The organism is Chitinophaga sp., from assembly GCF_035538455.1.
Taxonomy (GTDB): Bacteria; Bacteroidota; Bacteroidia; order Chitinophagales; family Chitinophagaceae; genus Chitinophaga.
Genome location: NZ_DATLKJ010000048.1, coordinates 15,007 through 40,444, shown reverse-complemented (window position 1 = coordinate 40,444; position 25,438 = coordinate 15,007). Strand labels below are relative to the sequence as shown.

General features: G+C 43.7%; 15 protein-coding genes. 5 read left to right on the top strand and 10 right to left on the bottom strand.

Going from position 1 to position 25,438, the window contains the following annotated elements; genetic code table 11:
• The first annotated feature begins 49 nt into the window (after nt 1-49).
• Nucleotides 50-1,597 (top strand): IS1182 family transposase, encoded by a 1,548-nt coding sequence (locus VM802_RS06160; protein ID WP_325528956.1) that lies wholly within the window; start codon nt 50-52, stop codon nt 1,595-1,597.
• 634 nt (nt 1,598-2,231) lie between these two features.
• Here VM802_RS06160 and VM802_RS06155 read toward each other — a convergent pair.
• Entirely contained in the window at nt 2,232-6,659 is a 4,428-nt protein-coding gene (locus VM802_RS06155; protein ID WP_325528955.1) for a DUF6443 domain-containing protein, read from the bottom strand.
• Between the two features lie 71 nt (nt 6,660-6,730).
• A complete protein-coding gene (locus VM802_RS06150) occupies nt 6,731-9,838 on the bottom strand; it encodes a hypothetical protein (RefSeq protein WP_325528954.1) in 3,108 nt (1,035 codons plus the stop codon).
• 581 nt (nt 9,839-10,419) lie between these two features.
• Here VM802_RS06150 and VM802_RS06145 point away from each other — a divergent pair.
• Together VM802_RS06145 and VM802_RS06140 are read left to right on the top strand one after the other, a co-directional pair.
• Complete coding sequence (locus VM802_RS06145; RefSeq protein WP_325528953.1) at nt 10,420-10,950, top strand: RNA polymerase sigma-70 factor; 531 nt, start codon at nt 10,420-10,422, stop codon at nt 10,948-10,950.
• Nucleotides 10,951-10,985: 35 nt separating this feature from the next.
• The gene (locus tag VM802_RS06140; RefSeq protein ID WP_325528952.1) at nt 10,986-12,374 is read left to right on the top strand and encodes a S41 family peptidase; all 1,389 of its coding nucleotides are present in this window, start codon (nt 10,986-10,988) and stop codon (nt 12,372-12,374) included.
• A 207-nt stretch (nt 12,375-12,581) separates the two neighbouring features.
• Here VM802_RS06140 and VM802_RS06135 read toward each other — a convergent pair whose 3' ends face one another.
• From VM802_RS06135 to VM802_RS06100, 8 genes are all read right to left on the bottom strand, one after another.
• Nucleotides 12,582-13,154, bottom strand: coding sequence for a beta-helix domain-containing protein (locus VM802_RS06135; protein ID WP_325528951.1), 573 nt, complete (start codon nt 13,152-13,154; stop codon nt 12,582-12,584).
• 140 nt (nt 13,155-13,294) lie between these two features.
• The gene (locus tag VM802_RS06130) at nt 13,295-14,053 is read right to left on the bottom strand and encodes a hypothetical protein (RefSeq protein WP_325528950.1); all 759 of its coding nucleotides are present in this window, start codon (nt 14,051-14,053) and stop codon (nt 13,295-13,297) included.
• Nucleotides 14,054-14,089: 36 nt separating this feature from the next.
• Nucleotides 14,090-15,331 (bottom strand): beta-helix domain-containing protein, encoded by a 1,242-nt coding sequence (locus VM802_RS06125; protein WP_325528949.1) that lies wholly within the window; start codon nt 15,329-15,331, stop codon nt 14,090-14,092.
• A gap of 132 nt (nt 15,332-15,463) precedes the next feature.
• A complete protein-coding gene (locus VM802_RS06120; protein ID WP_325528948.1) occupies nt 15,464-16,849 on the bottom strand; it encodes a beta-helix domain-containing protein in 1,386 nt (461 codons plus the stop codon).
• Nucleotides 16,850-16,942: 93 nt separating this feature from the next.
• Nucleotides 16,943-18,340, bottom strand: a complete 1,398-nt coding sequence (locus VM802_RS06115; RefSeq protein WP_325528947.1) for a beta-helix domain-containing protein — start codon at nt 18,338-18,340, stop codon at nt 16,943-16,945.
• A gap of 118 nt (nt 18,341-18,458) precedes the next feature.
• On the bottom strand, nt 18,459-21,644 hold the full coding sequence (locus VM802_RS06110; protein ID WP_325528946.1) for a TonB-dependent receptor domain-containing protein: 3,186 nt from the start codon (nt 21,642-21,644) through the stop codon (nt 18,459-18,461).
• 180 nt (nt 21,645-21,824) lie between these two features.
• The gene (locus VM802_RS06105) at nt 21,825-22,796 is read right to left on the bottom strand and encodes a FecR family protein (protein ID WP_325528945.1); all 972 of its coding nucleotides are present in this window, start codon (nt 22,794-22,796) and stop codon (nt 21,825-21,827) included.
• 223 nt (nt 22,797-23,019) lie between these two features.
• Nucleotides 23,020-23,742: a carboxypeptidase-like regulatory domain-containing protein gene (locus tag VM802_RS06100; RefSeq protein WP_325528944.1), complete on the bottom strand. Its 723-nt coding sequence runs from the start codon at nt 23,740-23,742 to the stop codon at nt 23,020-23,022.
• 139 nt (nt 23,743-23,881) lie between these two features.
• Between VM802_RS06100 and prs the strand changes: the two genes are divergently transcribed.
• Complete coding sequence (prs, locus tag VM802_RS06095; protein ID WP_325528943.1) at nt 23,882-24,817, top strand: ribose-phosphate diphosphokinase; 936 nt, start codon at nt 23,882-23,884, stop codon at nt 24,815-24,817.
• A 135-nt stretch (nt 24,818-24,952) separates the two neighbouring features.
• Complete coding sequence (locus VM802_RS06090) at nt 24,953-25,399, top strand: GNAT family N-acetyltransferase (RefSeq protein ID WP_325528942.1); 447 nt, start codon at nt 24,953-24,955, stop codon at nt 25,397-25,399.
• The last annotated feature ends 39 nt before the right edge of the window (nt 25,400-25,438 follow it).

Sequence of the window (25,438 nt, the reverse complement as noted above, 5' to 3'; positions counted from 1 at the left end):
AAAGTGTGTCAGAATTGGTCTTTTTGACAATTTTTGTTGTTATATAAGTATGGCAAGAGGAAAAACACTAAAGGTTGTCTTTAAGGCCAACCACCAGAACCAGGGGATGTTATTACCCCCTGATCTCAACGACCTGATCGCTGCCGATCACCCTGTCCGGGTGGTCAACGAGGTACTTGACAAGATAGATATAACGGCTTTGCTGCATCAATACAAACCCGGTGGGACCAGTAGCTATCATCCCCGCATGCTATTAAAGGTGCTGGTGTACGCTTACATCAACAATGTCTACAGCAGCCGTAAGATCGAAGAAGCTATAGGTCAGAACATATTTTACATGTGGCTGGCAGGCATGAGCAAGCCAGATCACAATACCATCAATCGGTTCCGGGGACAACGATTACAGAAGACGCTGCAGCCTATTTTTACGCAGGTTGTTTTATTGTTATGCGAAGAAGGCTTACTGAGTATCAAGGATCTCTACACCGATGGCACCAAGATCGAGGCCAATGCCAACCGCTATACTTTTGTATGGGGCAAAGCCATCAAGAGCAGCCGTGAGAAGATCAGGACACAGCTCAATGAACTCTGGCAATATGCCCAATCAGTAGCTGCAGCAGAGTTAGATAATGACACCGATCCTTCGGGTTTTAAGAAGATCGAAGCAGAGAAAGTGCAACAGACCGTCGAGTCGATCAATACTGCCCTGAAGGATAAAAAGATAGATGCAAAGGTTCGGCAGAAGTTAGCCTATGCCAAGAAGAACTGGCCTGAAGCGCTGGACAGGTATGAGGCCCAGGAAAAGATCCTGGGAGAGCAACGCAGCAGCTTTAGCAAAACTGATCGGGATGCCACCTTTATGCGTATGAAGGAAGACCACATGCGCAATGGCCAACTCAAGCCTGCATACAATGTGCAGATCAGTACCAACAATCAATACATTGCCTCTTACTCTATCCATCAAAGCTCCACTGATACCAATACACTGATCGATCACGTGGGACAACACATCCGCTCTTTCAAACAAAAGCCCAATACACTTACAACTGATGCTGGCTATGGTTCCGAACAGAACTATCAATGGCTGGAAGGCAAACGCATCACAGCTTTTGTAAAGCACCAGCAGTTCGACCGCAAGCAGCGCAAGAACTGGAAAAAAAAGAAGCCTTATATAACAGACAACCTGGTGTATGACGAAAAGAAAAAACAGTTTATCTGTCCCAGTGGCAAACCCATGAAAAAGATCGGGAAGTTCAAGAAGGTCACTAAAAACGGCTACCAACAAACGATCACAAAATACCAGGCTGAAAACTGCAGGAGATGCCCATTACGTAAGCTGTGCCATGACCAGAAAGGCAACCGAATAATAGAGGTCAACCACAACTTGAGACGCCTAAAACAGCAGGCAGACAAGCGGTTAAATACTACTAGAGGTATACAGAAAAGAAAGCAGCGATGCTATGATGTTGAGCCAGTCTTCGCCAGCATCAAACACAACCACGCCTTTAAACGCTTTATGTTGCGGGGAATCGAGAAAGTGGCAATAGAAACAGGATTATTGGCGCTGGCACATAACCTCAGAAAGAAAACAGCCTGAATAGGCAAGCCTCCCAGTTCATTATTTTATAAACTCCCCTCTCCCCATAAAACATCTATAAAAAAAATCTACTTCCTAGCTATTGCACGCCATCAACCATTACTATTGCACGCCACACAGGCCTATAAAACGAAAAAAGGGCGCCTCATACTTTTGAGACACCCTCTTTTATTATAGACGATCTAGGTTATGTTAGCTGAACCAGCCCCCACATAATCAGCACAAAGAGCACCGGCGAGCTGATAAGTAACAGCAACGAAACAGCATAACCAATTGTCTTCTGGGATCTGGTCTCCGCATTAAATTGTAATAATGCTTCCTTAAATGCTTTTCTGTTATAAATAATTCTCTTATTTATAAGATATAGTAGCACAACAAATACCCCTGATACAATAATGAATAATATATTCGGAAACCTGATCACCCTGGAAAACAACACCATTTCAATCGGCAGCGCAAGGCATATGAAAATCATATTAAGGTACATCAGTGCACCATACTTGGTATTACGACGCCCTTTTTTTGATGTCAATTTATATAAGTGTATATATAGATATTTATACAGAGCACGCATGTGTATTTTCCTATTAGCTGTCAAATGTAATACATTCTTTCTTTAACGTTAATCCGTCTGTTACCAGCTTTGGACCATATTCCGCAATACAGGCTGCGACGGAGCGGAAATCACCTCTGTATCATCCAATCCTACAGCCGCTTTCAGACCATCCAATGCACCCGTGGCATCCAGCACACCATATACTCCAAGTGCCACCAGGGCAACGGGGTTAGAAATGGATACAATACATAATGTTACACCAAGAGCAGCGTCAAATAAATCCTTCCTGGTAATTCCATCTCCTTTCCAGGCATATTTATATCCAAGGTTTCCTACAGTAAGAATAGCGCCTGCAATACCGAGTTTTTTAGAAACCTTATCCACTCCGGTTAATCCTTTGTTAACAGTGTACAATGCTTTCTTCATTGCCTGTGTACCCAAACGGGATTTCAATATCTGTTCCTTTTCTTTCATCAGCCATGTTTGTAACTGAGTTGTCACTAATGAAACACCCGCGATAGTGAAATTGATAATATCCTGTCCGGACACATCCTTACCATCCATTATACTTGCAGTGTATGTTCTGTAAGTTGTATAACTACCATTAGGAGTAACCGTTATTCCATTCAGCACACCGCCAGTCATGCCGGTTCCAATCCATCCCTGGTTCTTGTCGTATGTATAGAAAGACTCCGCACCATTAGCACCTGGAACCACAACCACATCACCAGGCTGCGGGTTAGGCGGGGCTGTAGTCCCTCTTGTAGTATCCATTCCAAATGGATCGCTGAACAAGATCGGGTTATTGAGTGCAAAATGATAGGGGGTATAATCCTGGTGTACTTCTGCCAGTGGATCTATCTGCATAAACCGGCCCAGCTGATGATCGTAGGACCTTGTATTGAAATCATAGAGATCCAGCCCGCCGCCGTCGCTTAATTCTCCTGACTCCAGCTCATTACCGTTGAACTTTCGTTTATTTTCAGGATAAGTGCTGCCCCTCAGCGCATTATTACTGATTGCTGCCATAGCCAGCCCAAACGGATAATAATGCGTTTCTTCTAACAATGGTCCCGCCGCATGGGTTACAACCACGTTATCAAAATACATATCACGGTTTTCCTCATTGGTAGTAAAGACATAGAAAAACCCTGTTTTCTTTGCTACTATTTTACCAGAAGCCAGCGGCTGAAGCTCATCCGGCGTAGCAGCTACCTGTTTCACACCACTATTGTCATCCACCAGCTTGAACTGATCATCAAACAGGGCATAACTGAGATAAGCGCGGGGATTCTCTGGCTTATTTTGTGATGGATCTTTTTCTTTTAACCGTTGATAGACTCCACTATTGAAACCCGTTCCCAATGCCGACTGGTCAGCAGCTGCACTGCCATGTGTACCGCTCTGCAAAGCATTTCCGCCAAGTGCCTGTAAAAGGGAAGTGACAATCTCTTCATTGGAAGACGAATTCTTATTTACAGCTGTCGATTTATAAAATGCCTGTGCACCTACCTGGATAGTATCCCCTGCCATCACCCTCAGTACAAGCGACGGTCCCACTTTAGCACCATTACCAGCGTTTAGTTTCGCAACTGAAACATTGGTGTTCGTTTTGCCAGGATAGCCTGCCGGTGCAGTGCTCCTGGTGTTATCCACATTTGAGAATAACGCATTCTCCTTAGCTGCCACAGGGGTTTCCATCGTAGCCGCATAGGTACTGATAGCTGTATTCTCCGTAAGCACCATACGCACGTTACCGGAATGATCTTTCTCAAAATAATCATAGGCATATACAGGCGCCTGTCCTGACTGATACACCAGCCTTACTCTGCCTTCATCATGCGCGAAATACAGGAGTGTGTCCTGCTGATAAATAAACCCGCCATCATAATCTGTAACCGTAACTTTTCCTCCGGATGTATTATCAACGGTAGTTTTTCTCAGTTTGCTGCCAACAGCATCATACAAGTAAGTGATAGATCCTTTATTCTTAAAGGTGATCACCTGTGGCAGGTTCATGTGGTTATAATCAATGGACGCAATATCTTTATTCGTTTCCTTTGTAACATTCCCATTAGCATCATAGTCATAATAATCCTCCACGACAGTCCCGTTCTTGAAGTCTCCTAGCTTTGTGCTCAGCGGGCTTCCATCTGCTACTCGTGTCAACTTATTACTTTGCGGTTTATATGAATAGGTCAATTGATCTACTGATACTTTGGTAGTGCCATCCATGCCATTTTGTGACATTGTTATCATATTCCCGTTGGGGTCATAGCTCAGTCCTCCCACAGAAAAGTCTTTAACTGCATTCCCCCAGGCGGCCCCGGCAGAAGGCTGTTCAGAGAAATCAGCCTTTACCAGGCGGTTTACTGCATCGTAATCATATCCAAATGCACGGGGAATAGCATCACTACGACTTTTCCATTTCACGCCGGCAACATTACCGTTGAATTGGTTTTTAGTAAATCCGTTGTCATAGTTCAGTTCTTCACCAAACCAGTTAGTACCCGTACCGGCATTTACATAATCTTTATTAATACCTGTCAGCCAGCCACGAATATTATAATCGTAGTTAATCACATCCAACGTTGAATTAGCCTTTACATCCAGTTTTTTGGATTTGAGCATTCCCTGTTCTGTGTAATCGCTTTCTGCTACAATATGTTCTGTATTGGGGTCATTATTGATTCTTTTAATGATCTGTTTAATACGGCCCGCAGGGCTGTACACAAATTTTGTGAGTACCGCCAGATCCTTTACAGTGGCACTTCTCATGTTTTTATGCCGGAGATGGGTACTCAACAGATTGCCTTTGAAATTATACAGATTGGAAGTAATATTCTTGCCCCCGCTGGTATTGTCCCTTATACCCTGGATAAGACGGCCTTTATTATCGTAGTACATGGTAACCGTCAGCCACTGGTCAGTGCCTACTACTCGTACCTTTCCACCGGTGACTAATCCATTAGTCATTGTAGTAGCCGAAGTGGGACGTTCTGCATAAGGATCGTCGGATTTAACCTCCTGCAGATCCGCTGCTACAAGTGTCTGTGCACCGGTAAAATTGTAATTGTCATAAAAAGTATATGTAAGCGGGGATAATTTCGCCGGGTCAATAGCGGGCAATGGGTTGGTTACATTCAGTACCGTCTTTCCATTATTAGCGGCAGGGGCTATTTCTGCGAGCATTTCTGATTGATCAGCAGTTTCAAATCCATTCAGAAACTCGATACTGTTTGTGGCTGTATAAGCTGTTCGGCCATCATGGGAAGATACCACGAGATCACGGGTAGACGGGAAGCTATATTCAACACTCCCGGTTCCCGTTGAAGATCCATCGATCCGGGATTGGAGAGAAGCCCTGTCTGCCGGTTCATTGTAAAGAGCAGTCATAACAGCGCGATTCAGATCATCGTAGAAGGTTAGCATCCATTGTTGTGTCTTCTTCCTGAGATTACCATCTCTCACAGCTATAATACGATCGCGCTTATCATATACCAGCTCTGTAGAATCAGCTCCCGGCATCTTTTTAATGATCAGCCTGTTGCGGTAATCATAGCGATAAAAGTAGCAAAGTTCTCCGGGAATATCACCTGAGAGTGTCCAGTTGGATTTGATCAGCTCTACCGCTTTAGGAGGAATAACACAACAGAGATTCCCAAGTATATCGTATACATAATATGTGCAAAGCCAATTATCGTGTCCATCTGCCGCGCCTTTTACCAGAGCCGATTTCTTTAATATCAGTCTGCCATCCACATCCCGGAATTCAATTTTATCCAACCCATTTTCATCTCTCGTCAAATTTTTAATCAGCTTTCCTGCTCTATAACTTTTCGTGCCGACAGGCACAATACCGGTGGAGGGGATATCCCATATACGAACATTATCTGCGGCTGTATTTGCCAGATACTGCTGTTCCATAGGCCTGTTACCACCATTACTCGCCCAGTTATTACCAGGTCCATACTCTTTCAGGGATCGATTCAGCGGAGATGCTTCAAAAAGGGTTTCATGATAATATACACTCTCTCCTACAGCTCCCGGATTAAGCATTGGATCCTGATAAAACAAACGTTGATTATTAAACGGATCTGTTTTGAACTTCCCATTGCTTTCCTGTTGTGTATAAGGCAGATACTGATACTGCTCACGTCCGAAAACATCATATACAACAGGGGAAACCACATCATATCCTTTACTACTTGTGCCCTTGCTTACTTTTTGTATAGGGCGCCCCAACCCGTCAATATACTGTGTTTCTTGCTTTACTTCCTGTACACTCCGTGCAGGATTTGCAATAATAGCCGGATCTGAGGAGGGCATATCAGGCTCCCATGTACGGACGAAATTTATTACAGGAGAGGTATAAGCTGAAGGCGGCGTTACAGGCTGCACAACAGGGCGGCCCCCACTTGTCGGCTTATTTTGTGCAATAGCTGAATAACAACCTGCCAGCAAAAATAGGATGAATATGTTTTTATAATAGTTATATCGCTTCATAAGGGAAAGTGATAGGGTAATGAGAAACTCCAATGATAACCTGCAGACAAGCCATTGCCCGCGGAGAAATCTTACTGGGTGATTGGCTGCAGATACTGATAGTCGTATAGTTTCAGGATTTTCTGATTATGATCCCTCACCAACCTGAGACGACCGAAACTGTCATACTCGTAATAGGTGATAAGGCCCGCCGGGTTGGTTTCACTGGTAAGTCCCAATCCCGGACGATAGGTATAGGTGGAGACCTTCACTATACCAGTGCCAAAGTTCTGGCGGATCTTGTTAATCTCATCCCTAAGCTGCTGGTCGGATACCGGGCTATTCAGTACGCTCATGTTTACCAGCGCCGCCACAGCAGCATAAGTACTACCAACAATTTTGGCTACCGGGTATTCATTATTATATCCCCATAAAAACACTTCACGCATATCTCCTGTTTTCGCCTGCTCCAGAATATCACCACGATTATCATAGCTATAATAGCTGAGACGTTCTTCCAACGGGCCTTGCTGCAATTGAAAGAATATACGTTCAGGCTTAACGATGTTACTTCCCCAGTTTCTGTAATGAGATACCTTCCGGGTCAGTAACGTGGTTTCATTATACTTTTCTTCTGTTAAAACCGGATCGAGAATATTATTGTTGATCAGGTCATTGACAGCTGCTGCTGCAGTGGCCGGCAACGTAGCACGATCAACATCCTGAGGGTACTTGCTCACTGTCACTTCTTTCTCGTCCCTGCTATTGACGGTTTCCTTCCTTGTTGGCAGCAGGTGTGAAAGATTCCCATAGGAATACGATTCACTAGTGGTTACACCATTACCTCCATTACTGTCAAATACAGTAGTGGTGATACCATTGACAAATACCCATTTGCAAAAGATAAGATGCTTCTTTACATCAAAGGCCTGGAATTCACTGTAAGCAGGAGGGTTTGATTTACATTTAGGATCATATTTCTTGTAAACAGTATAACCACTGTACAATTCGGACAACCTGGGATCTTCGTAATAACTGGTAACTATTTTTTTAACCGAAACATTCGTATTTCCGTTCCTGATAAATGCATGCTGAAGCGTCTCCTTCCCATTCATGTATCCGCTGTTGGTTAAAGGTGAGCTTATCAGATCATTACCCATCTTCAACTCTCCCGGAACATCAGGAGATACTATAAACTGGTGCTCTATACCTCCGCCCTCAAAGTTTTCCCCAAATGATTCAATCACGCTGCTGTAGCTGATATTGGTACCAGAATATAAATATTGGTTAACAAGTGAGTTGGATGATAACTGCACATACTCGCAAAGCCCCGTACATTGTATACCGCAATCTATCCCAGCAGTGTATTTATTAGTATATATGGGAGAAAACAAATAGTTACCGCTGGACCGTGTAAGATCCGCCAGCTTTGCATAAAAGAATTTCTTCACTTTGGTCTTCTTAACCACAGGATCCACAGTCAGTACTTTATCCAGCACAACGCCTCCGGTAGGCTTGTTATACCTGATAGTATCATTATTAGGTATCTGGTAATGCAAAACAATCTGGCCATTTGCATTCTCACCATAAGAAGTTATCTTGAGTATGTATTTCGTATTGGGATACAACCAAACATATTCTGTCCGGGTAGGATTGTCATGGTTCATTGTCTCATAGAATATTTCCTTATTATCAGAAAGCCTGATCAAGCTCACCAATGATTGTTTATGAAAGTCTTCGTCATCAGGATTACCTCCAAAAAAGTAACTGGCTCCCACTAACGCACTCTGCAGCGACTCTATCAAGATAGTATCAGAATACTTAGTAATAGGCATACTAAAATCATACCCTGCTGTTGCCGCACTTTCTGTCACATTCCTTGGCGCGCCTTTTTCTTCTGTATACACAGTAACTCCTGTATAAACAAGTGAGTCATATCCGCTGCTGGGATAAGTTATCTTAGTGAGCATCCCCCTTCTCGCCTCATAATCATTGGGCTCACGATTCGCATTAGCCTGGGGAAACAAATTCTTATAGTCTGCCTCCTTGGGGGATGGCAGGAACTGACTATTCCCTGCACCATTACTATACCCGAAATGATCCTGCGAAAACGAAAGACGCGATGGCATCCCATTAATATCATCATACTGAAAGTTATGTTTCAACTCCGTCGTCTGCTGCTTATCAAATTCAGATAGCTGCGTAAGAAAGGGTCTTACACGCAATGTAACGTCTTCCTGGCTGTACGAATTTGATGCAGGTACATCTGAAACAGTATACCTGAACTTGAAACTCTTAAATGGTACTTTGGCATCTTCCGGCAGGTAAATCAGTACGCTATCCTGCAGAAAGTCATAAGGCAAATCACGTCTGCCGGTATAAGTAAACCTGATCTGTACTTTGTTAGAAGATTTTATATCAGTAAGGTAAATACTGTTTACAGTTGCCATCGACTTACATTCGCCCGAAGGCATATCAGGGCAGCGCCCATTCGGACAGGGGTTAGAAAGCACTAGCCTACCGAATGCGGTCTGGGACACACCCGTTGCGTAACTATATGGCAGAATTGTTTGGTATGAGAACATTACAGAATCTCCAGCAGGATGCTTTATTTTACTCAGATACCAACCGGTTGTAACAAAATCATTGTAATTTTTTGCGCATGATTCTGTTCCTATTGAGTTATTCTTAGATGATTCGGTGGCATTGAAATCTCCAAAAGAATAAGTAGTACCATTAGGCTCCGTAATTCTAAAAGTGCCGGATAACCATTCTATTTTGAGGCTCGACTTCTGCAACTGCACCACACTCGTTCCGTTCAAAATGAATTTTCCGTGATGACCATTGAAATTATAAGAGAAAATGTCTGGGGAAATATCCAGCCCGTCATTATTTGTATTGCTGGCTGCATCCAGATAATTGAGCAATTCCTTATTCAGCTGGGTAAAGTCATTAGGAATATTAAGCTTAGTGCTTTTCTCATCCGGATCGTCATTGACAATACGCGATATAACACCACCGCCATTCAACACCCACGTCATCCCAGTCCGGGAGGCTATTTCGTCCACCCTGATACCGTTTGATGCATAATTTAATTCCAGTGGCACCAAAATATTCTTGGTAGCCAATGTATACAACGGTACCGTTATCTGGGGTGTTCCCGTAGACAAGCCTACATTAATACCGTCATATTTAGTCATTGCAAATGTTTGCGGGGAAGGAGGAAGTACTTCGGGCAATTTAGTTGCATCGTGCTGGGCTGTTGCTTTAACTGAGAAAAAAATAATCAGGTATAGCGTTACTGAGATAATTAAGATATGCCTTCTCATTACGAAAAATAGGTATTTCGGGTTTACTGAATGATAAAATGGCTATAATACAAATAGTATATAGATTTAATAGACTAATAAAGGTAATAAAACAAAAATTATTAACTTAATAAAAAGAGCATAAACTAATCAGGATACTTTTAACAATCTGTGTGTTCTGTATCAAATAGCCATTGGATTATTGCACTTGATATATACATTGTGTACCATGAGATGAAAATTTCAATTTTCTGGATACATGGTTTTGCTTTCTTTTCAAGAAGAAATATGACAGCCTTATTGCCGGCTGTCAATTAAATCCCCAGTAGCAAATCCTCATGTAAGGCAGAGTCACAATAATGTATTTGTTATCCCCAATTTATCATGACAGTCCTGAGATTCTTGTAGCATTTAACATTCCTGTAACATAGGATATTTATATTTATAGCCGGAAAACACATCAACCCGGAACTATGTCTGATGGTACTCCTAAAGCCCTCTTCGAAAAAATATTTGAGGCGAACAATGCAAAGATCTACCGGTTTGCGTACAAACTGACAGAAGACGCAGCCAGGGCGCAGGAGATTACACAGCAATGCTTTGTGCGCCTATGGGAGAACATGCACCTTGTAAAAGAGGGGCAGGATGTATTCCCTTTATTGTTTGTTTACGTCAAACACCTGGTGATTGACGAAACCCGTAAGCTATACCGCGAAAAGAAGGCGTTGTCACAAGCAGCAGCAGCAAAGCAATCCGAAGCAGACACCAGTGGTGAAAGAGATTTAATGCAGAAAGAGTTCCGTGCCAACCTGATGAAAGTAGTGGAGAGGATGCCGGAACAACGTCGTCATGTGTATGAACTAAGCCGCCACTATGGCTGCAGCCACAAAGAGATTGCCCTTCGGCTGTCTATCTCGCCCGCTACCGTGAAAAATCATCTGAATATAGCCCTGCAGTTCATCCGCCGTGAGCTGTTGATGCATTATGATACCGATGCCAAATAATGTAATTTACATTCTACTGAAAAATCATCCGTCTTATGCGATACCCTGCCATATTGTTTTTTCTTTCTGCTATTATATTCGCATCTTCCTGCAGCAAAAAAGATGATACACCACCAACGCCCACGGGGCCTGTTACACAACAGGAGATCAACAACTGGGTAATGGACAGTATGCGCATCTTCTACCTATGGAACAACCAGCTACCCAACCGCCCTGATAACTCTCTCGAAACCAGGACCTTCTTCAATACGATCAAAAGTGGTGAAGATAAATTCTCCATGATCTACAACCCTAATGATCCTTCCACCATAGAGAATGATGTGCTTTACAAATTCGGCCTCGACTTCAGCATCGTCAACTGGACATCGGCGCCCGGAAGCAGCGTTATAGGTGTGGTAAAAGTGGTTGCACCCAACTCTCCGGCAGCAAATGCAGGATTTAAGAGAGGGAATTATTTCACCCGCATCAATGGCACCGTACTCACTTCAGCTAATGCGGTACAACTCAGTGAGCAACTGAAAAAGGCGGCCAGTGGCAGCATCACGAAAGCGATTGTCAATAGCGGTACTGTCACAGAAGATACCACCATCACTTTACAGGAGGGGTACGTGAGTGAGAATCCATTGTACATGACGAATGTGTTTCAGCAAGGAGCGAAAAAAGCCGGCTACATTTTCTACAATGCTTTCACAGACAGGTATAATAATTATGTGCTGACAGCCTTCCAGGAATTTAAAAGTAAAAATGTTACAGACCTGATCATTGACATGCGCTATAACGTAGGAGGTAGCCTCGCAGCAGCCGCCATGATGACCATTCTTACGGCGCCTAATATCAATGCACAAAGTCCCTTTGTAAAATATACAGACAACAGGGGATCATCCCGCATAATTGATTTCAGCACGGCGCTGGCCTATCCTGAAAGCGGCGGGCCGATCAACTTTAACAACCTCTCTTCCGGCAGGCTGATGCTGCCGCGTGTGTATATCATTTCCGGCCGGCAAACCATTTCCGCAGCGGAAGTACTTATCAATAACCTGAAGCCATACGCACAGGTGGTACAGATAGGCCAGACCACTGCAGGCAAAGACAAGGGCGCGATTATCATCAAAGACATGCGCACACCGCAGCGTATTCCATGGATACTACTACCACTCACTTATCGTCTTTCAAATGCCAATGGCGACGGCAATTATACACAGGGCATTTCACCGCAATACACGATAGATGAAATGAGTGCCCAGCCGCTGCAGGAGATCGGCAGCAGTCAGGATCCACTGATAGCCAAAGCCCTGGCTCTTATCTCCGGCAATGGCAGGGCAATACCAGAAACAAATACTACCACCAACACAATCTATGATTCACGCATGGGTATAGCCAATACCAGCGTAGTAATACTTCCAAGAACAGATATGATAAAATGAAAAGGGGCTAACAACAATGATGTGGTTAACAAAAGACTTTGTTATTAGTAATCACTAATCCTCATAGTCTTTAATGTACTGCTTCGTTCAAATTTCAAGTAAAATGCATATTGTAGACACAATACGCAGGATTAAAGATTTATGTAAAACGAGGAGAATGATTCGAAATAAAACAGGGTTCTCTGAATTACTTTATCTTAAAATAATTTAACGCAGGCCAGCTGTTTTCAGTGCATGCTTCTTCACAGGTAGTTCTCGCAGGATAACATTGCCGGTAACCGTTTTACGCCCCGTTCCAAGCAATAGCAATCCCCCCTTAAATCCGTTGCCAGTGGCAGGATAATAGTCAATATTCAAATGTTTGATAACGCCCGAGCTGTCGTTGGACGCGTTGCCGCCATAGGCCAGGTTGCTTGAAGACAATGCCTCCGGGTTGTCTGCCATCAGTTCCTTTTTTTCCACAGGCGCTTTTCCCAACACAATAATACCGCTGGCGCCATTGTTCACAGAGCTGTCAGTTATAATGCGTACCGGCAGGGTGGCAGTGCCGGCAGCGTAGATGCGTGCTCCCCGGGTAATGATCAATCCACCGCTATGGCGGCCGTTATCCTTATCAATAGCAGTAGGCAGGATCCTTATCACTGCGCCGGCTTCCATACGCAGTGTAGCCTCGTTAGCTACATACACCCAACCATCAATATACCAGGGATGATTAGCTGTAAGCAACGTATTAGAGGCTATCACATGACGTATAGTATCAGCGGCAGGGACAATCTCCATTTTTATATCTGGGATGGATGAAACCGAAAGTGCATCATGCTTCGTGCACCCCGAAGAAATTACAGCCAGGCTGCTTAGCCCGTACAGTATGTACGGTGCAAAACGGGTTATATATTTTCCTGTGGGGCGCATAGTAATGATCAGAGTTCTACCGAATTAATATTGGTAATAGAGCCATTATTATCATCTGAAACACTGGTGATAAGATACTTACCCGCATAACTCTGATCTATTCCCAATACAAAGAATTCAGAGCCGTCAGGCTGAGGCACCACTTCGCCAGTAGCAGGGTCAATAATTTTGGCTGCATAAGTGATCCCATTACCGCTTTCATCCTGTACCCTGAACTTCAGTATCTGTGAGCTTAACTTTCCACGCTCCCAGCCTTTCAGCACAATTGGAGATTCCACCAGTTCGCCGGTAGCAGGATCCGAATAGATGAATTTCAGATCGTATTTATCTTTGGGATAGAAAGTAGCACTAAGCTTGTTAGAGAGCTGAACAAAGAGAGAATCAGGAGCTACCTTGGTACCTTCTCCGCTTACAAATCCTTTCAATCCTAATTCCTGGCTGTAGGCAAATTTGAAATCCTGCGCTGCATTAGGCAGAATGGTAATAAGTGTATCCGCCAGCAGTTCATTTTTAACAGCATCATAAGCAGCTAGTTTGGCCTTAATACCGGCTTGCAATACAAAATGGCTGCCGGTTCCCACGGTACTGATAGTATCCAGTTGCTTATTGTCAAAATAAATCATGACTTTCGGCGTGTTAGGCAGATTCAATAACGAAACATTCACTTTACCGAAATAGTGTTCTTCAGGCAGATCGCCTTTGCGGCAGGAAACAACAACTACGGCAACAAAGAAAAAGAGTGTGATACGTTTGATAAACAGATGCATATTTATTGATTAATGATTAATAAGAAAAAGCTGTCATTACAATATTGCCCATCCGTTTGCCCATGTTGTATTCCCAATAGGGAAAGCACCAGCTGCCCTTGCAGGTGAAATTGGACCCGGAACAAAATTGCTGAAAGACAAGCGACTGAATGGATTGGTCAACATAATAGTTGCATTCGGGTTGTTGCCAACAAATCCCATATTGCCCTGCGCCTGAAATCCTGTTTCTGGGGGATAATAGAGGTAGGGCGACAGATAAGCATGAGTATAGTTTTTATTTAATATAGATATACCTGAAAAGTATAATCCATAAGTACCCGAACTCGTTCCTGTACTGTGCAGGGCTATTCCGCGATTATAACCCATGAAAATAGAATTGGTGATAGTAAACCGCGCGCCATTCCTGATCTGCGCAGCAGCAACGTAGGTGCCAACACCGGAAGGCAGGCCATTGGTAATAGACGCTGCAGCTGCACTTGGCAACCCTATGATAGTAACAAAATTATAGGTTGGTTTGGTGTAAGGAGTATCCGCATTGCTGCCATTATCACTTTCAATTCCTTTGGAACCGCTTTTGTCTGCACGGGAAGTATCTGCAAGCCCCAGCGCATAAGTGATGGTTCCTGTGTAACCTTTGTCAGTATCGAACATATCGTCAAGAGGATCAACAGCAATCAGATGATAAGCATTTACAGTGCCACCAAAAAATTCAAAGGCGTCGTCTTTTGCTTTATATACTTCAATATAATCGAGAATAGTACCATTACCTACACCAGCCAGTGTAAGACCATTTATCTCATTGTCCAGAGATAATTCGTATCCGGCATATTCAATTCTTACATACTTGAGAGCGCCAGAACTATCATTAACGACTTTATTCTGCACTCCGCCATAGCTCACATTAACCGGAGCTCCTGAAGGGATGCCCTCAACCTGTACTGAAGTAAATAAGTTAGTGGGAGCTCTGCCAATTATCACTATGCCAGCCCAATCTCCGGATGTGGGGTTAGATTCATTAGACGAAAACACAATAGGATTTGACACAGTGCCCACCGCGTTTATTTTCGCTCCCGCAGTAATGATCAGCCCACCACCAGGAACAGCGAAGTTGGCACTTTTAATACCACCTATCCAACCGCCTTCTGCAATGGTTAACGTTGCATTATTGGAAACATACACCAAACCACTGAGCAGATAATTTTTGGTATTGCCTAAAGCAAGATTAGTAGTGATAACACCGGAGATAGTGCTGTCTGGCCTGGGAGGCTTCCCGGCCATTAAAGACCGGTTTTTATTTACAATTTCTTTATCATTCTTCTTACAGGAAACGAAAAATATTCCAATAAGAATCACCGGTAATAAAAAACTGTATGTTAATATATTCCTTCTCATGGATATTATTTTAAACGTTTAAAGTATTGTCCAGCCGTTGGCCCATGTGGTGTTCCCCGTAGGAAAAGCTCCAATAGCTTTGACGGGCGACAGAGACTGTGGGACGTAATTACGAATAGCACGCGTCGCCAAAAACGGGGCAGCCAATAGGATGCTAGCATTCGGGTTTGCATTAACATATGCTTTGTTGGTAATACCTAGTGGACTAATCTGGGAGTAAGTACTGTACTCCTCTTTATCATAGGCATATACATAAGCATGTACATAGTTATTTGTCAACGTAGAAGTACCAGCCAGATACTTAGAGTATGTGTTAGGTACACCACCAGGCAGTGCAATATCCTGAGAAATACCATAATTGAAACCAAGGAAGATAGAGTTATTGATAGTAAATTCAGCATTTCGCCTCAGGTGTGCAGCGCGACCGTATTTACCGGTACCAGAAGGTTGACCGTTGGTGATAGACGCAGCCGCGGCATTAGGCTGACCTATTATTGTAAGGTTGTAATAAGTTGGATGTGTATATGGGATGGCGGGCTGTCCCTGGTAGTTGTTATCGCTTTCGAGGCCATTAGATTGGCTCTTATCTGCACGGTTAAGATCTGATAAGCCTAAGGCATAAGCGATGGTACCTGTATATCCATTATCAGTATCAAACATATCATCCAGCGGATCTACTGCCACCAGATGGGAAGCATTCACCGTCCCTCCAAAAAATTCAAATGCATCGTCCTTTGCTTTATATACTTCAATATAATCGAGAATAGTACCATTACCAACACCAGCCAGTGTAAGACCATTTATTTCGTTGTCCACAGATAATTCGTATCCAGCATATTCAATTCTCACATATTTCAGTATGCCGGAATTATCGTTAGGGGTATTATGCTGTGGGCCTCCGTAAGTAATGTCAGCAGGCACAAATCTATTATCTATTCCTTCTACAGGAACAGCTGCATAATGATTGGTTGGGGCATTCCCAATCAGAATAATACCCGCCCAGTCGCCTGATGCAGGATTAGGTTCATTGGAGGAGAATATAATGGGATCAACAGCAGTACCAACGGCATTAATTTTGGATCCGCGGGTAATAACCAGGCCTCCACCTGGCAATTCAACATATTGACTTTTAATACCTCCTATCCAGGTACCTGGCTGGATGGTTAACGTAGCATTATTGGTAACATACACCAACCCGGCGAGCAGGTAGTTGTTAGTATTACTTAATACCAGGTCACTGGTTATAACCCCGGAGATAGTAATCTCAGGCTTTGCAGGCTTTCCTGCAATCACGGATCGGTGAGCATTGGCAATATCCTTATTACTTTTCTTACAGGATATACCTACTATGCTTATCAGTATTACCGGCAACAGAAAATTGGTTATAAATATATTTCTTCTCACGGAAAAGTATTTTCTGAGTCTTAAACAAACGAATGAAATGAGGGAAAACAACGTATAGAGGAATAATCCTCTATACGTTGCAAATAAGAAGGCTTACAGTATTGTCCAGCCATTAGCCCATGTAGTGTTTCCAGTAGGGAAAGCACCGGCATTTTTAGCAGGAGACAGAGACTGAGGAATGTAGTTACCGATAACACGTGTAGCAGCAAACGGAGCACTCAGCAAGATGCTGGCATTGGGGTTTGTGCTAACATACGCTTTGTTGGTAGTACCCAGCGGAGTAATCGCGAAGTGGTTGCTATTACCCTCTTTATCATATGCATTTATATAAGCATGCACATAGTTAGTTGTCAGGGTAGAAATACCAGACCAATACTTAGATAAAGTGTTAGGTACACCAGGTACACCACCAGGAAGTGTAGTATCCTGAGTGATACCATAATTGAAGCCAAGGAAGATAGAGTTGTTGATGGCAAATTCAGCATTTCTTCTCAGGTGTGCAGCGCGACCGTACTTACCGTTGCCAGAAGGCTGACCGTTAGTGATAGACGCAGCAGCTGCAGTAGGCTGACCAATGATAGTGATGTTGTTGTAAGTAGGATGAGTGTACGGAGTAACATAACCACCAGCGGCGTTGTTATCACTCTCAAAACCGTTTGACTGACTCTTGTCAGCACGATTAGGATCAGAAACACCCAGAGCATAAGAGATAGTACCGCTATAACCGTTATCAGTATCAAACATATCATCCAGCGCATCGATAGCTACCAAGTGAGAAGCATTAACTGTACCACCGAAGAATTCGAAAGCATCATCTTTTGATTTGTACACTTCGATGTAATCCAGAATAGTACCGTTACCAACACCACCCAGTGTCAGACCGTTCAATTCGTTATCAGTTGACAATTCATAACCAGCGTATTCAATTCTTACATATCTGAGGATACCAGAATTGTCGCTAGAGTTGTTGTTAGCAGGACCACCGTAAGTAGCGTCCGCTGGCTCGTTATCAGGAATACCTTCAATTCTTACAGCTGCAGCGTGGTTGGTTGGAGCCTGACCCAGTAATACCACACCGCTCCAGTCACCTGAAACAGGGTTTGCTTCGTTAGAAGAGAATACAATAGGATCGTTAGTACCGTTGGCAAGCAATCCATCAGCAATGATCTTGGAACCGCGGGTAATGATCAAACCACCGCCAGGACCAGTACCTGTAGATTTAATACCGCCGATCCATGTACCATGCTCAATAGTTAAAGTGGCACTGTTGGCAACATAAACCAGACCGCTGAGCAGATAGTTTTTAGTGTTGCTCAGAAACAGGTTGCTGGTGATAACGCCAGTGATAGTGCTGTCTGTTTTGGGAGGTTTACCAGCCAGTACTGAACGCTCATTTACTACATTACCGTTTTCTTTTTTGCAGGAAGTACCTAACATCATGCCGAACGCTGCTGCTGACATGAGGGTTACCGCTAAGGGCTTCTTGTTCATGGGATTCTACTTTTTTAAGTTTAAACAAATGAATAATTGTAATTGCAATACCTGATCAGGATTTATATTCGGTTACGCGTAAAAAGTTTATACTCTACAAAAAAACTACGTCTTGTTGTTAAAATCGGTAACTGACGGTAGCACTATAAGTACGGCCAGGAGTTGCTTTGTAATTCAAATGATCACTTGCACGGTCATACTTCATCTGCGATGTGGTGGGAGCCTTTCCATCCTTCATTGCCTGTTCCTCTTCCTGTGTAAACATATTCCTGTATATCACAGAGTAGCTGCCCAGCAGATTAGAAACATTCAGTCTTATCTCTGCTTTATCTTTGAGCAATCTTACTCCTACCTGGGCATCCAGTGATTGTAACGGTCTCTCCATTAATGACATCCTGTAAACTGCATTAGGCAAAAAGACCCTGTTAGTAACACTGTTATATACAACACTCACAGATAATGGCTTCATATCATAATAGATACCCGCATTGAACATAAAGTTGCTGGCTCCCATTTGTGGCCTTTTTTCTTCTTCACCAACTGTTTCTTTCAGCATTACCTTCTTAGGATTGGACGGATCAAACAATCCAACGTTAGTAGTCATAGGTTTAACCTTTGAATCCAGGTAGGTAAAGTTGCCATACAGGGTAAGGTTACGAACCACAGGCACTTTTGTAAAAGCGAGAGACTTTCTCACTTCTATCTCAACTCCATAGTTTTTAGCAGACTTACTGTTTCTCAATTCAAATTCTCTGAGGAGATCTACCTGGTAGATTTCCATAGGATAAGCGAGATCTTTATAGAAGAATGATGTTGATACAATTTCTCCAGGTCCCGGATACCATTCATAACGCAGATCAACATGCTTGATAGTAGTCGATCTCACAATGCCCGCTGTATAACCACCGCCCAATTCAAAATCATATTCCCTGAAAGAAGACAGCTCTCTTAAATCAGGTCTGATTATACTTTCCGAATAGGCTGCACGCAGGTTCATGGAAGGCGTCAGTGAATACGTGAGATTCGCAGAAGGGAAGAAGCGCCAGTTAGGTTCCCGGTTCATTATATCTGCATAATCAAAATCCTGCCCTGCACTTTTATACTTGGCAAACGCTGAATCCAGTCTGTCATTTACACCATTTAAGTTGTAATATTCTGCTCTGAGGCCCCATACCAGCCTTATTTTATCCCCGATCTTGTTGTCGAGCATAGCATACAAAGCATGCAGGGAAGCCGATTTTCGTTTAAAGTTATCCCCAAACTCGCTGACCTGCATTTGCAGTCCATTCCCTCCCGTAAATGCCTGTGAAAGCGGCACATAATTTCCTTTGGGATCAATCCTGGAAGTTGTATTCACAACATAAAACAACCTGTCTTTATTCCACCCCGCATATCCGCCTTTGAATGTATTATCAAAATTTACCTTGCCTGCATTAAACTTAAATGGTACAGATACCGAAACATCCCAGTTGTAATTATTCTCCAGTGCACGGCTCCACCATCTCAGCGCACCTTCAGAGAACTTGCTGATGGCATTGGAAATATTGTAATCATTTTTCTCAGCACCTTCAACCTGTTTATAGTCAGCTAACAGGTAATGATTATCCGGCTTCTGCCTGTCCAGTTTGAGATAACTACCTGTCCATTTCAATTTTATACCATTACGTCCCAGCGAATGCTCTCCTCTCAACTGATTCTGCCACAGTGTGGTTTGCATGGCCAGATCAAAAAGACCAAGCATATTAGGCGAAAGATCATTTGGCCCGTTGCCGAGGATGAACTGTTGGTCAAGCGTTCTCAGGTACATTGATTGAAAGCCTATCCTGCTTTTCTCTGTACGGTAACCTACCCCAAGCAATCCTCCCAGGTTAGTGGTAAATCCATAACGTTGTCCTTTAAACGATGAATTATCCTTATCATCACTGCCTCCTGTCTCTGGAAAACCCTCACGGCCAAGAACCACATCCTGCGTAGCTAATGTATTCCTGTATCCTGCTGATGCCACGATACCCCACTGCCGGCCACCGTCCATACGAAACACATGACCAAAAGAAGCCTGGTAGTTGGGAGAAATAGGCGCTTTGAATTTTGTTACGCCCCAGTTATTACTGAACGCCGAAGGATTCTTTCCTTCAGTGTTATAACGGTTGATAATATCATCCCTGTCTTTCCAGTCAAGCGTACCAAAAAGATACCGGTGCTTTGCTGCACTACCACTGTATTCCTTTCCACTCAGGGGCAGGGACAAAAAATCCTTCCCTACTGTTTTATCGTTATAGCTCACGCCAACAGAAAGATTCAAAAAGTTTTCGGTAGGAATATCAATAGTATTCACCTCTACCAATCCACCGCCAAATTCAGCACTGCGATCAGGCGTAATAGTCTTTACAACAGTGATATTCTCCACCATATTGGAAGGGATAATATCAAAGCTGAAGTTCTTTCTGTTCAGCTCTGTACTGGGCATTACCTGCCCGTTCAGTATAGCCTGGTTATACCGTTCACTCAAACCACGTACTACTACATATTTATTATCCATTGTAGCGAGGCCGCTCACACGTTTCAATACCTCTCCGATGTTCTTGTCGGGTGTACGTGCAATCTGCTCCGCACTGATGCCATCTGTAATGGCAGAGTTATTCTTTTGCAGTGCATACAATCCTTCAATAGAAGCTTTGCGGTAATTGCCGGTAACGGTTACTTCCTTCAGCCTGGAGCCACTGCTTTTCAACACTACATCCAGCGGTGTTATACCTTTATCTTTCACATTCACCTCTGTTACCTTCCGCGATTCAAATGATATAAAGCTGAAAGTAAGTTCGTATACCCCTGGAGCCAGCGCCAGATCATAGGTTCCGTCTACATTGGTAACAGTGCCCTGTCCGCCCTGAACGAGAACCGTTACGCCTGGCAGTGGTTCATTCTTATTGTCTACCACCTTTCCGGTGATGCGTCCATTGCTTCTGCTGGCAGGCTTTTCTGGTGTGCCTTTACGTAGCGCGATGGAGTTATTTTTTGTAAGTTCAATATCAAGAGGAGCATTATTATCAATATAGTTCAGCACATCGCCGAGCGGTGTGCCCGGAAACTTCACATCGTGCAATGCACACTGCTGCAGATATTCCGGATCATAGATGAAGGTATAGCTGGTTTGTTGTTGCAATACTTTCACAACAGCGGCTGCATTGGTATTTACCATCTGCACTTGCACTCTGTCGCTGAGAGATCTGTAGGACTGTGCCCTGAGAAACAGCGGTGACAGGCCAGACAAAAGAACTAACAGGATCACGACTTTACATGACATACTTCTTCCTGTACAAAATCTGTTTGTAGATTTTTGCATAAGGTTGTACTTTATTTTTTTATTGATTTAAGTTGAATACCTATCCGAAAGATCTCCGGTGAAAGGCGTCTTACATTTGTGTTTCTTCGCATAATTCCTGCCCGGCCTCTACAGTGTTGATATTACAGTCGGACAGAAAGGTTAATGAACGTTTTTCTTTTTCACCAGGTAGGCCTTATCACCTGTACGCGTACAAGTGAAATTATGCACATACTCCAGTGTTGACAGTATCTGATCTAGTGACAAGTCTGACCTGAACTCGCCGGTAACCCTTTTTCTGGCCAGGGAAGCGTCTTCCAGTAGAATAGTGCATCCCCATCGGCTCTGCAACTTGGCAAAAACGTCTTCCAGTGTAGTTCGGTCAAATACAATTTTCCCTGCTTTCCAGTCAAGAATGGTGGTTTTATTGAATTGCTGAACAACCGGTAACTGGCCTTTTCTGTATGCCAGCATTTGGCCCGGTGTCAGTATCTGTCTAAACGGGTGTATATCTGATTCCACGCTCACTGCCACTTTACCTGATACCAGGCTTACCTCTATGCCGCCATCTGCCCTGTTACCCGTAGCAATGTTGAACTCAGTACCCAGCACCGTAGTTGTCAACAGACCCGTATGTACCAGAAAAGGTTTGGTCTCATCCTTCATCACTTTGAAATACCCTTCTCCATTGAGCCACAGCTCACGATTCTGTTGGTTATAGCTGTAATTGTATATTACCGCGGCATGCGCATTCAGCCATACCTCTGAACCATCAGGCATGGTAAACAACTGTACTTTATTACCCGCATTGTACAATGTATCTGACTTGATCATTGCTACCTGACTGGTACCGTTCTTCTGTGTCTGCCAGAACCAGGTAGCCAGCCCCACAATACTGATCACCGCTGCGGCAGCACTATACCAGTGCTTCATGGTGATAACCCGTTGTTTCTTCTGAGGGGTCTGCTCAGGAACGGCATCTATTGTTGTTGTAACCTCCTGCCAGCTATCCATAAGATAGCTATCCAGTTCTTCAGTTTCCGGGCGTGAAAGATATGCCTCCACCAGCTCCTGCTCAGCGTCAGTACATCTTCCCTTGAAATATTTTTCCAGTAACTGTTTATCTATGCTCATAATAGTAACCTTAACCGTTTCCCTTTCGCAGACATGCTTTAAGGGCATCAAACAATAAGAGTACGTTTCAGAAGAGAAGTATTCCCAAGCGATTTTTTGAGTTAACAATTTGGTAATAATAGGAGAGTCAGACAAAAAAAATCAGCTTTGAAAACTATGCCGTTAAAGGCAGTCTTCAAAGCTGATAATATACTTTCGCCAAAGGCTATACGTCAGCTGGCTGTTATTTTGAACCTTTTCTGCGCTGGTAATCTTCAAATGATTGCTTGATATACAGCAACAGGTCATATTCAGAGGCATCGTTCAGGAACTGGTATCCCGGCCTGTATTTATACATGAAAGAATCCAGCTCAGGGCTTTGCAGTTTCGTCATTTTTCCGACCAGCTCCGGCGAATATCTGTAGTCAATATACTTTTCCTTCTCCCAGTACAGAAGCTGCTCGTGAAACTGTTCCTTGCGTTTGCGGGCCTTACTTGGCACAAGATAACTAAGTGCAGTAATCGGATTGGCTGGCAACGTCTTAAGAACGTCCATTGCTCCTGGTTTGTGATAATTGAAGTAACGCCCGTACTCATCGCGCATGGCCAGCGAGTCCTTTCGGTAATTGCTTCCTTTTACATTAACCCCCTGCAGCTCGAACAATCTTTTCGGAAGATAAACATCCAGGGAAGAAGACATTCCCGGCGCCACAATCTGTTTGGATGCATAGCTGAGCATCGAAAACTCAAGTGTATCACCAGGCATCGCCTCAATATAATAACGACCGCTTTCATTACTGAGCGTACCGGTCATCGTTCGCTTATTGACAATGGAAACAAATGGCAACCCCGTTTTCGTTTCCTGATCTGCTACCATACCAGATAACCTTACCTGGGCAACAGTGTCTTGCAGGTGAATAAAAAAGAATAAAAACAGTGCCCCTATATATGCTGTAAAACGAATCATGAAAATACTAATCCTTCAAATTTAATGTTCCCCCCGCAAATGAAAAGTTAAAAAAGCGGAGATATGACAGTGCCCAAATACAAAAATATTAATAATCAGGCTTATAAATAGCTTATTTTTACTTCAATTCACTATTATCATGCCACAGAAGATTATTTTCGCTACTCAGCACTATCAATATCTCAAAGATCGTATCCTCACACTCATCAACAACCGGTGGGAAAATGGCCAACTCGAGATCCGTGATTTCCCCGATGGCGAACACTATCACCGCATCCTCAGCGACGTAAGCAACAAAGAAGTAATACTGATCGGAGGCACCATCGACGACAAAGAAACGCTTGAACTCTATGACCTCGCCAGTGGCAGTATACAGCTGGGTGCGCTTTCTGTGGATATAGTAATTCCCTATTTCGGATATTCAACGATGGAAAGAGCAGTGAAATACGGAGAAATCGTCAAAGCCAAAACCCGCGCTGTACTGTTTTCCTCATTACCCAATACCTCCCGCGGCAATAGAATCATAATGATAGATCTGCATGTGGATGGCATCACCTGGTATTTTGAAAGCGGTATCAGGCCCACACACCTGTATGCAAAGGACTTTGTGAAAGAGGCCGCTGTTGAGTTGGCAAATGGGCAGCCCTTTGTACTGGCCAGCACAGATGCCGGCCGCGCCAAATGGGTGGAATCCCTGGCCAACGACCTCCACGTGCCCGCCGCTTTCGTTTTCAAAAAACGGCTCTCTGGTGAAGAAACAGCCATCACAGCCATCAGCGCAGATGTAAATGATAAAACCGTCATCATCTACGATGACATGATCCGTACCGGCGGCTCCCTTATCCATGCGGCAGAAGCATACCGCGATGCGGGCGCCAGGGAAATATGTGTAATCACCACACACGGCATCTTTGCCGGCAACGGCTTTCAACGTATCAAAAAAAGTGGCCTATTCGGACGTGTGATCTGTACCGATACACACCCCAACGCCCTACTGATAGAAGATGACCTGCTGCGCGTGAAATCTGTTGACAAGCTGATTGTGGAATCTCTTACCACGGCAAAACCTGTATAACCGGTTACAGCCTGTTGGCAGACTATTTGTGCTCTTCCAAATGATGTCGGGTACATGCAGTCACATAGTGATCCAGGCTGCGAATCGCATTGATAAGGGTATCGTACCTTTGTGCCTCATTACAAATTACAGCACATGCTTGATTTTCGTATAATCGAATACGGTAGTTGTGACTACCACGAGATGGTAAAACTCAGGGATGAAGTACTGCGAAAACCACTGGGATTAACATTTTCAGAAGAATACCTGCAACAGGAGATAAATGATATTCTCATTGGTGCTTTCCACAAAGATGAAGACAATAATACCTTTCTGGCTGGCTGCTGTATACTCTCGCCATTTAGTGAAGATACAGTGCAGCTGCGGCAGATGGCCGTATCACCTGCACTCCAGGGCAAGGGCGTAGGCCGCGATATAATTCTGTTCGCCGAAAAGAGCGCCACTGAAAACGGCTTTCATATACTCATGATGCATGCCCGCAAAACAGCTGCAGGCTTCTATGAAAAACTAGGCTACGAAACCGATGGGGAAGAATTTACAGAAGTGGGAATTCCCCACTACGAAATGCGGAAAAGACTGTGATTCCTTTTGATCTATGGGATTCTCCTGATTGAGCCATTG

Bases quoted from the DNA above. Each gene is read 5' to 3' on its own strand.
- VM802_RS06100 (WP_325528944.1), bottom strand. From the start codon at position 23,742: ATGATTCGTTTTACAGCATATATAGGGGCACTGTTTTTATTCTTTTTT.
- VM802_RS06130 (WP_325528950.1), bottom strand. From the start codon at position 14,053: ATGCATCTGTTTATCAAACGTATCACACTCTTTTTCTTTGTTGCCGTA.
- VM802_RS06105 (WP_325528945.1), bottom strand. From the start codon at position 22,796: ATGAGCATAGATAAACAGTTACTGGAAAAATATTTCAAGGGAAGATGT.
- VM802_RS06090 (WP_325528942.1), top strand. From the start codon at position 24,953: ATGCTTGATTTTCGTATAATCGAATACGGTAGTTGTGACTACCACGAG.
- VM802_RS06125 (WP_325528949.1), bottom strand. From the start codon at position 15,331: ATGGCCGGGAAGCCTCCCAGGCCAGACAGCACTATCTCCGGTGTTATC.
- VM802_RS06155 (WP_325528955.1), bottom strand. From the start codon at position 6,659: ATGAAGCGATATAACTATTATAAAAACATATTCATCCTATTTTTGCTG.
- VM802_RS06140 (WP_325528952.1), top strand. From the start codon at position 10,986: ATGCGATACCCTGCCATATTGTTTTTTCTTTCTGCTATTATATTCGCA.
- prs (WP_325528943.1), top strand. From the start codon at position 23,882: ATGCCACAGAAGATTATTTTCGCTACTCAGCACTATCAATATCTCAAA.
- VM802_RS06135 (WP_325528951.1), bottom strand. From the start codon at position 13,154: ATGGAGATTGTCCCTGCCGCTGATACTATACGTCATGTGATAGCCTCT.
- VM802_RS06160 (WP_325528956.1), top strand. From the start codon at position 50: ATGGCAAGAGGAAAAACACTAAAGGTTGTCTTTAAGGCCAACCACCAG.
- VM802_RS06145 (WP_325528953.1), top strand. From the start codon at position 10,420: ATGTCTGATGGTACTCCTAAAGCCCTCTTCGAAAAAATATTTGAGGCG.
- VM802_RS06110 (WP_325528946.1), bottom strand. From the start codon at position 21,644: ATGTCATGTAAAGTCGTGATCCTGTTAGTTCTTTTGTCTGGCCTGTCA.
- VM802_RS06150 (WP_325528954.1), bottom strand. From the start codon at position 9,838: ATGACTAAATATGACGGTATTAATGTAGGCTTGTCTACGGGAACACCC.
- VM802_RS06115 (WP_325528947.1), bottom strand. From the start codon at position 18,340: ATGAACAAGAAGCCCTTAGCGGTAACCCTCATGTCAGCAGCAGCGTTC.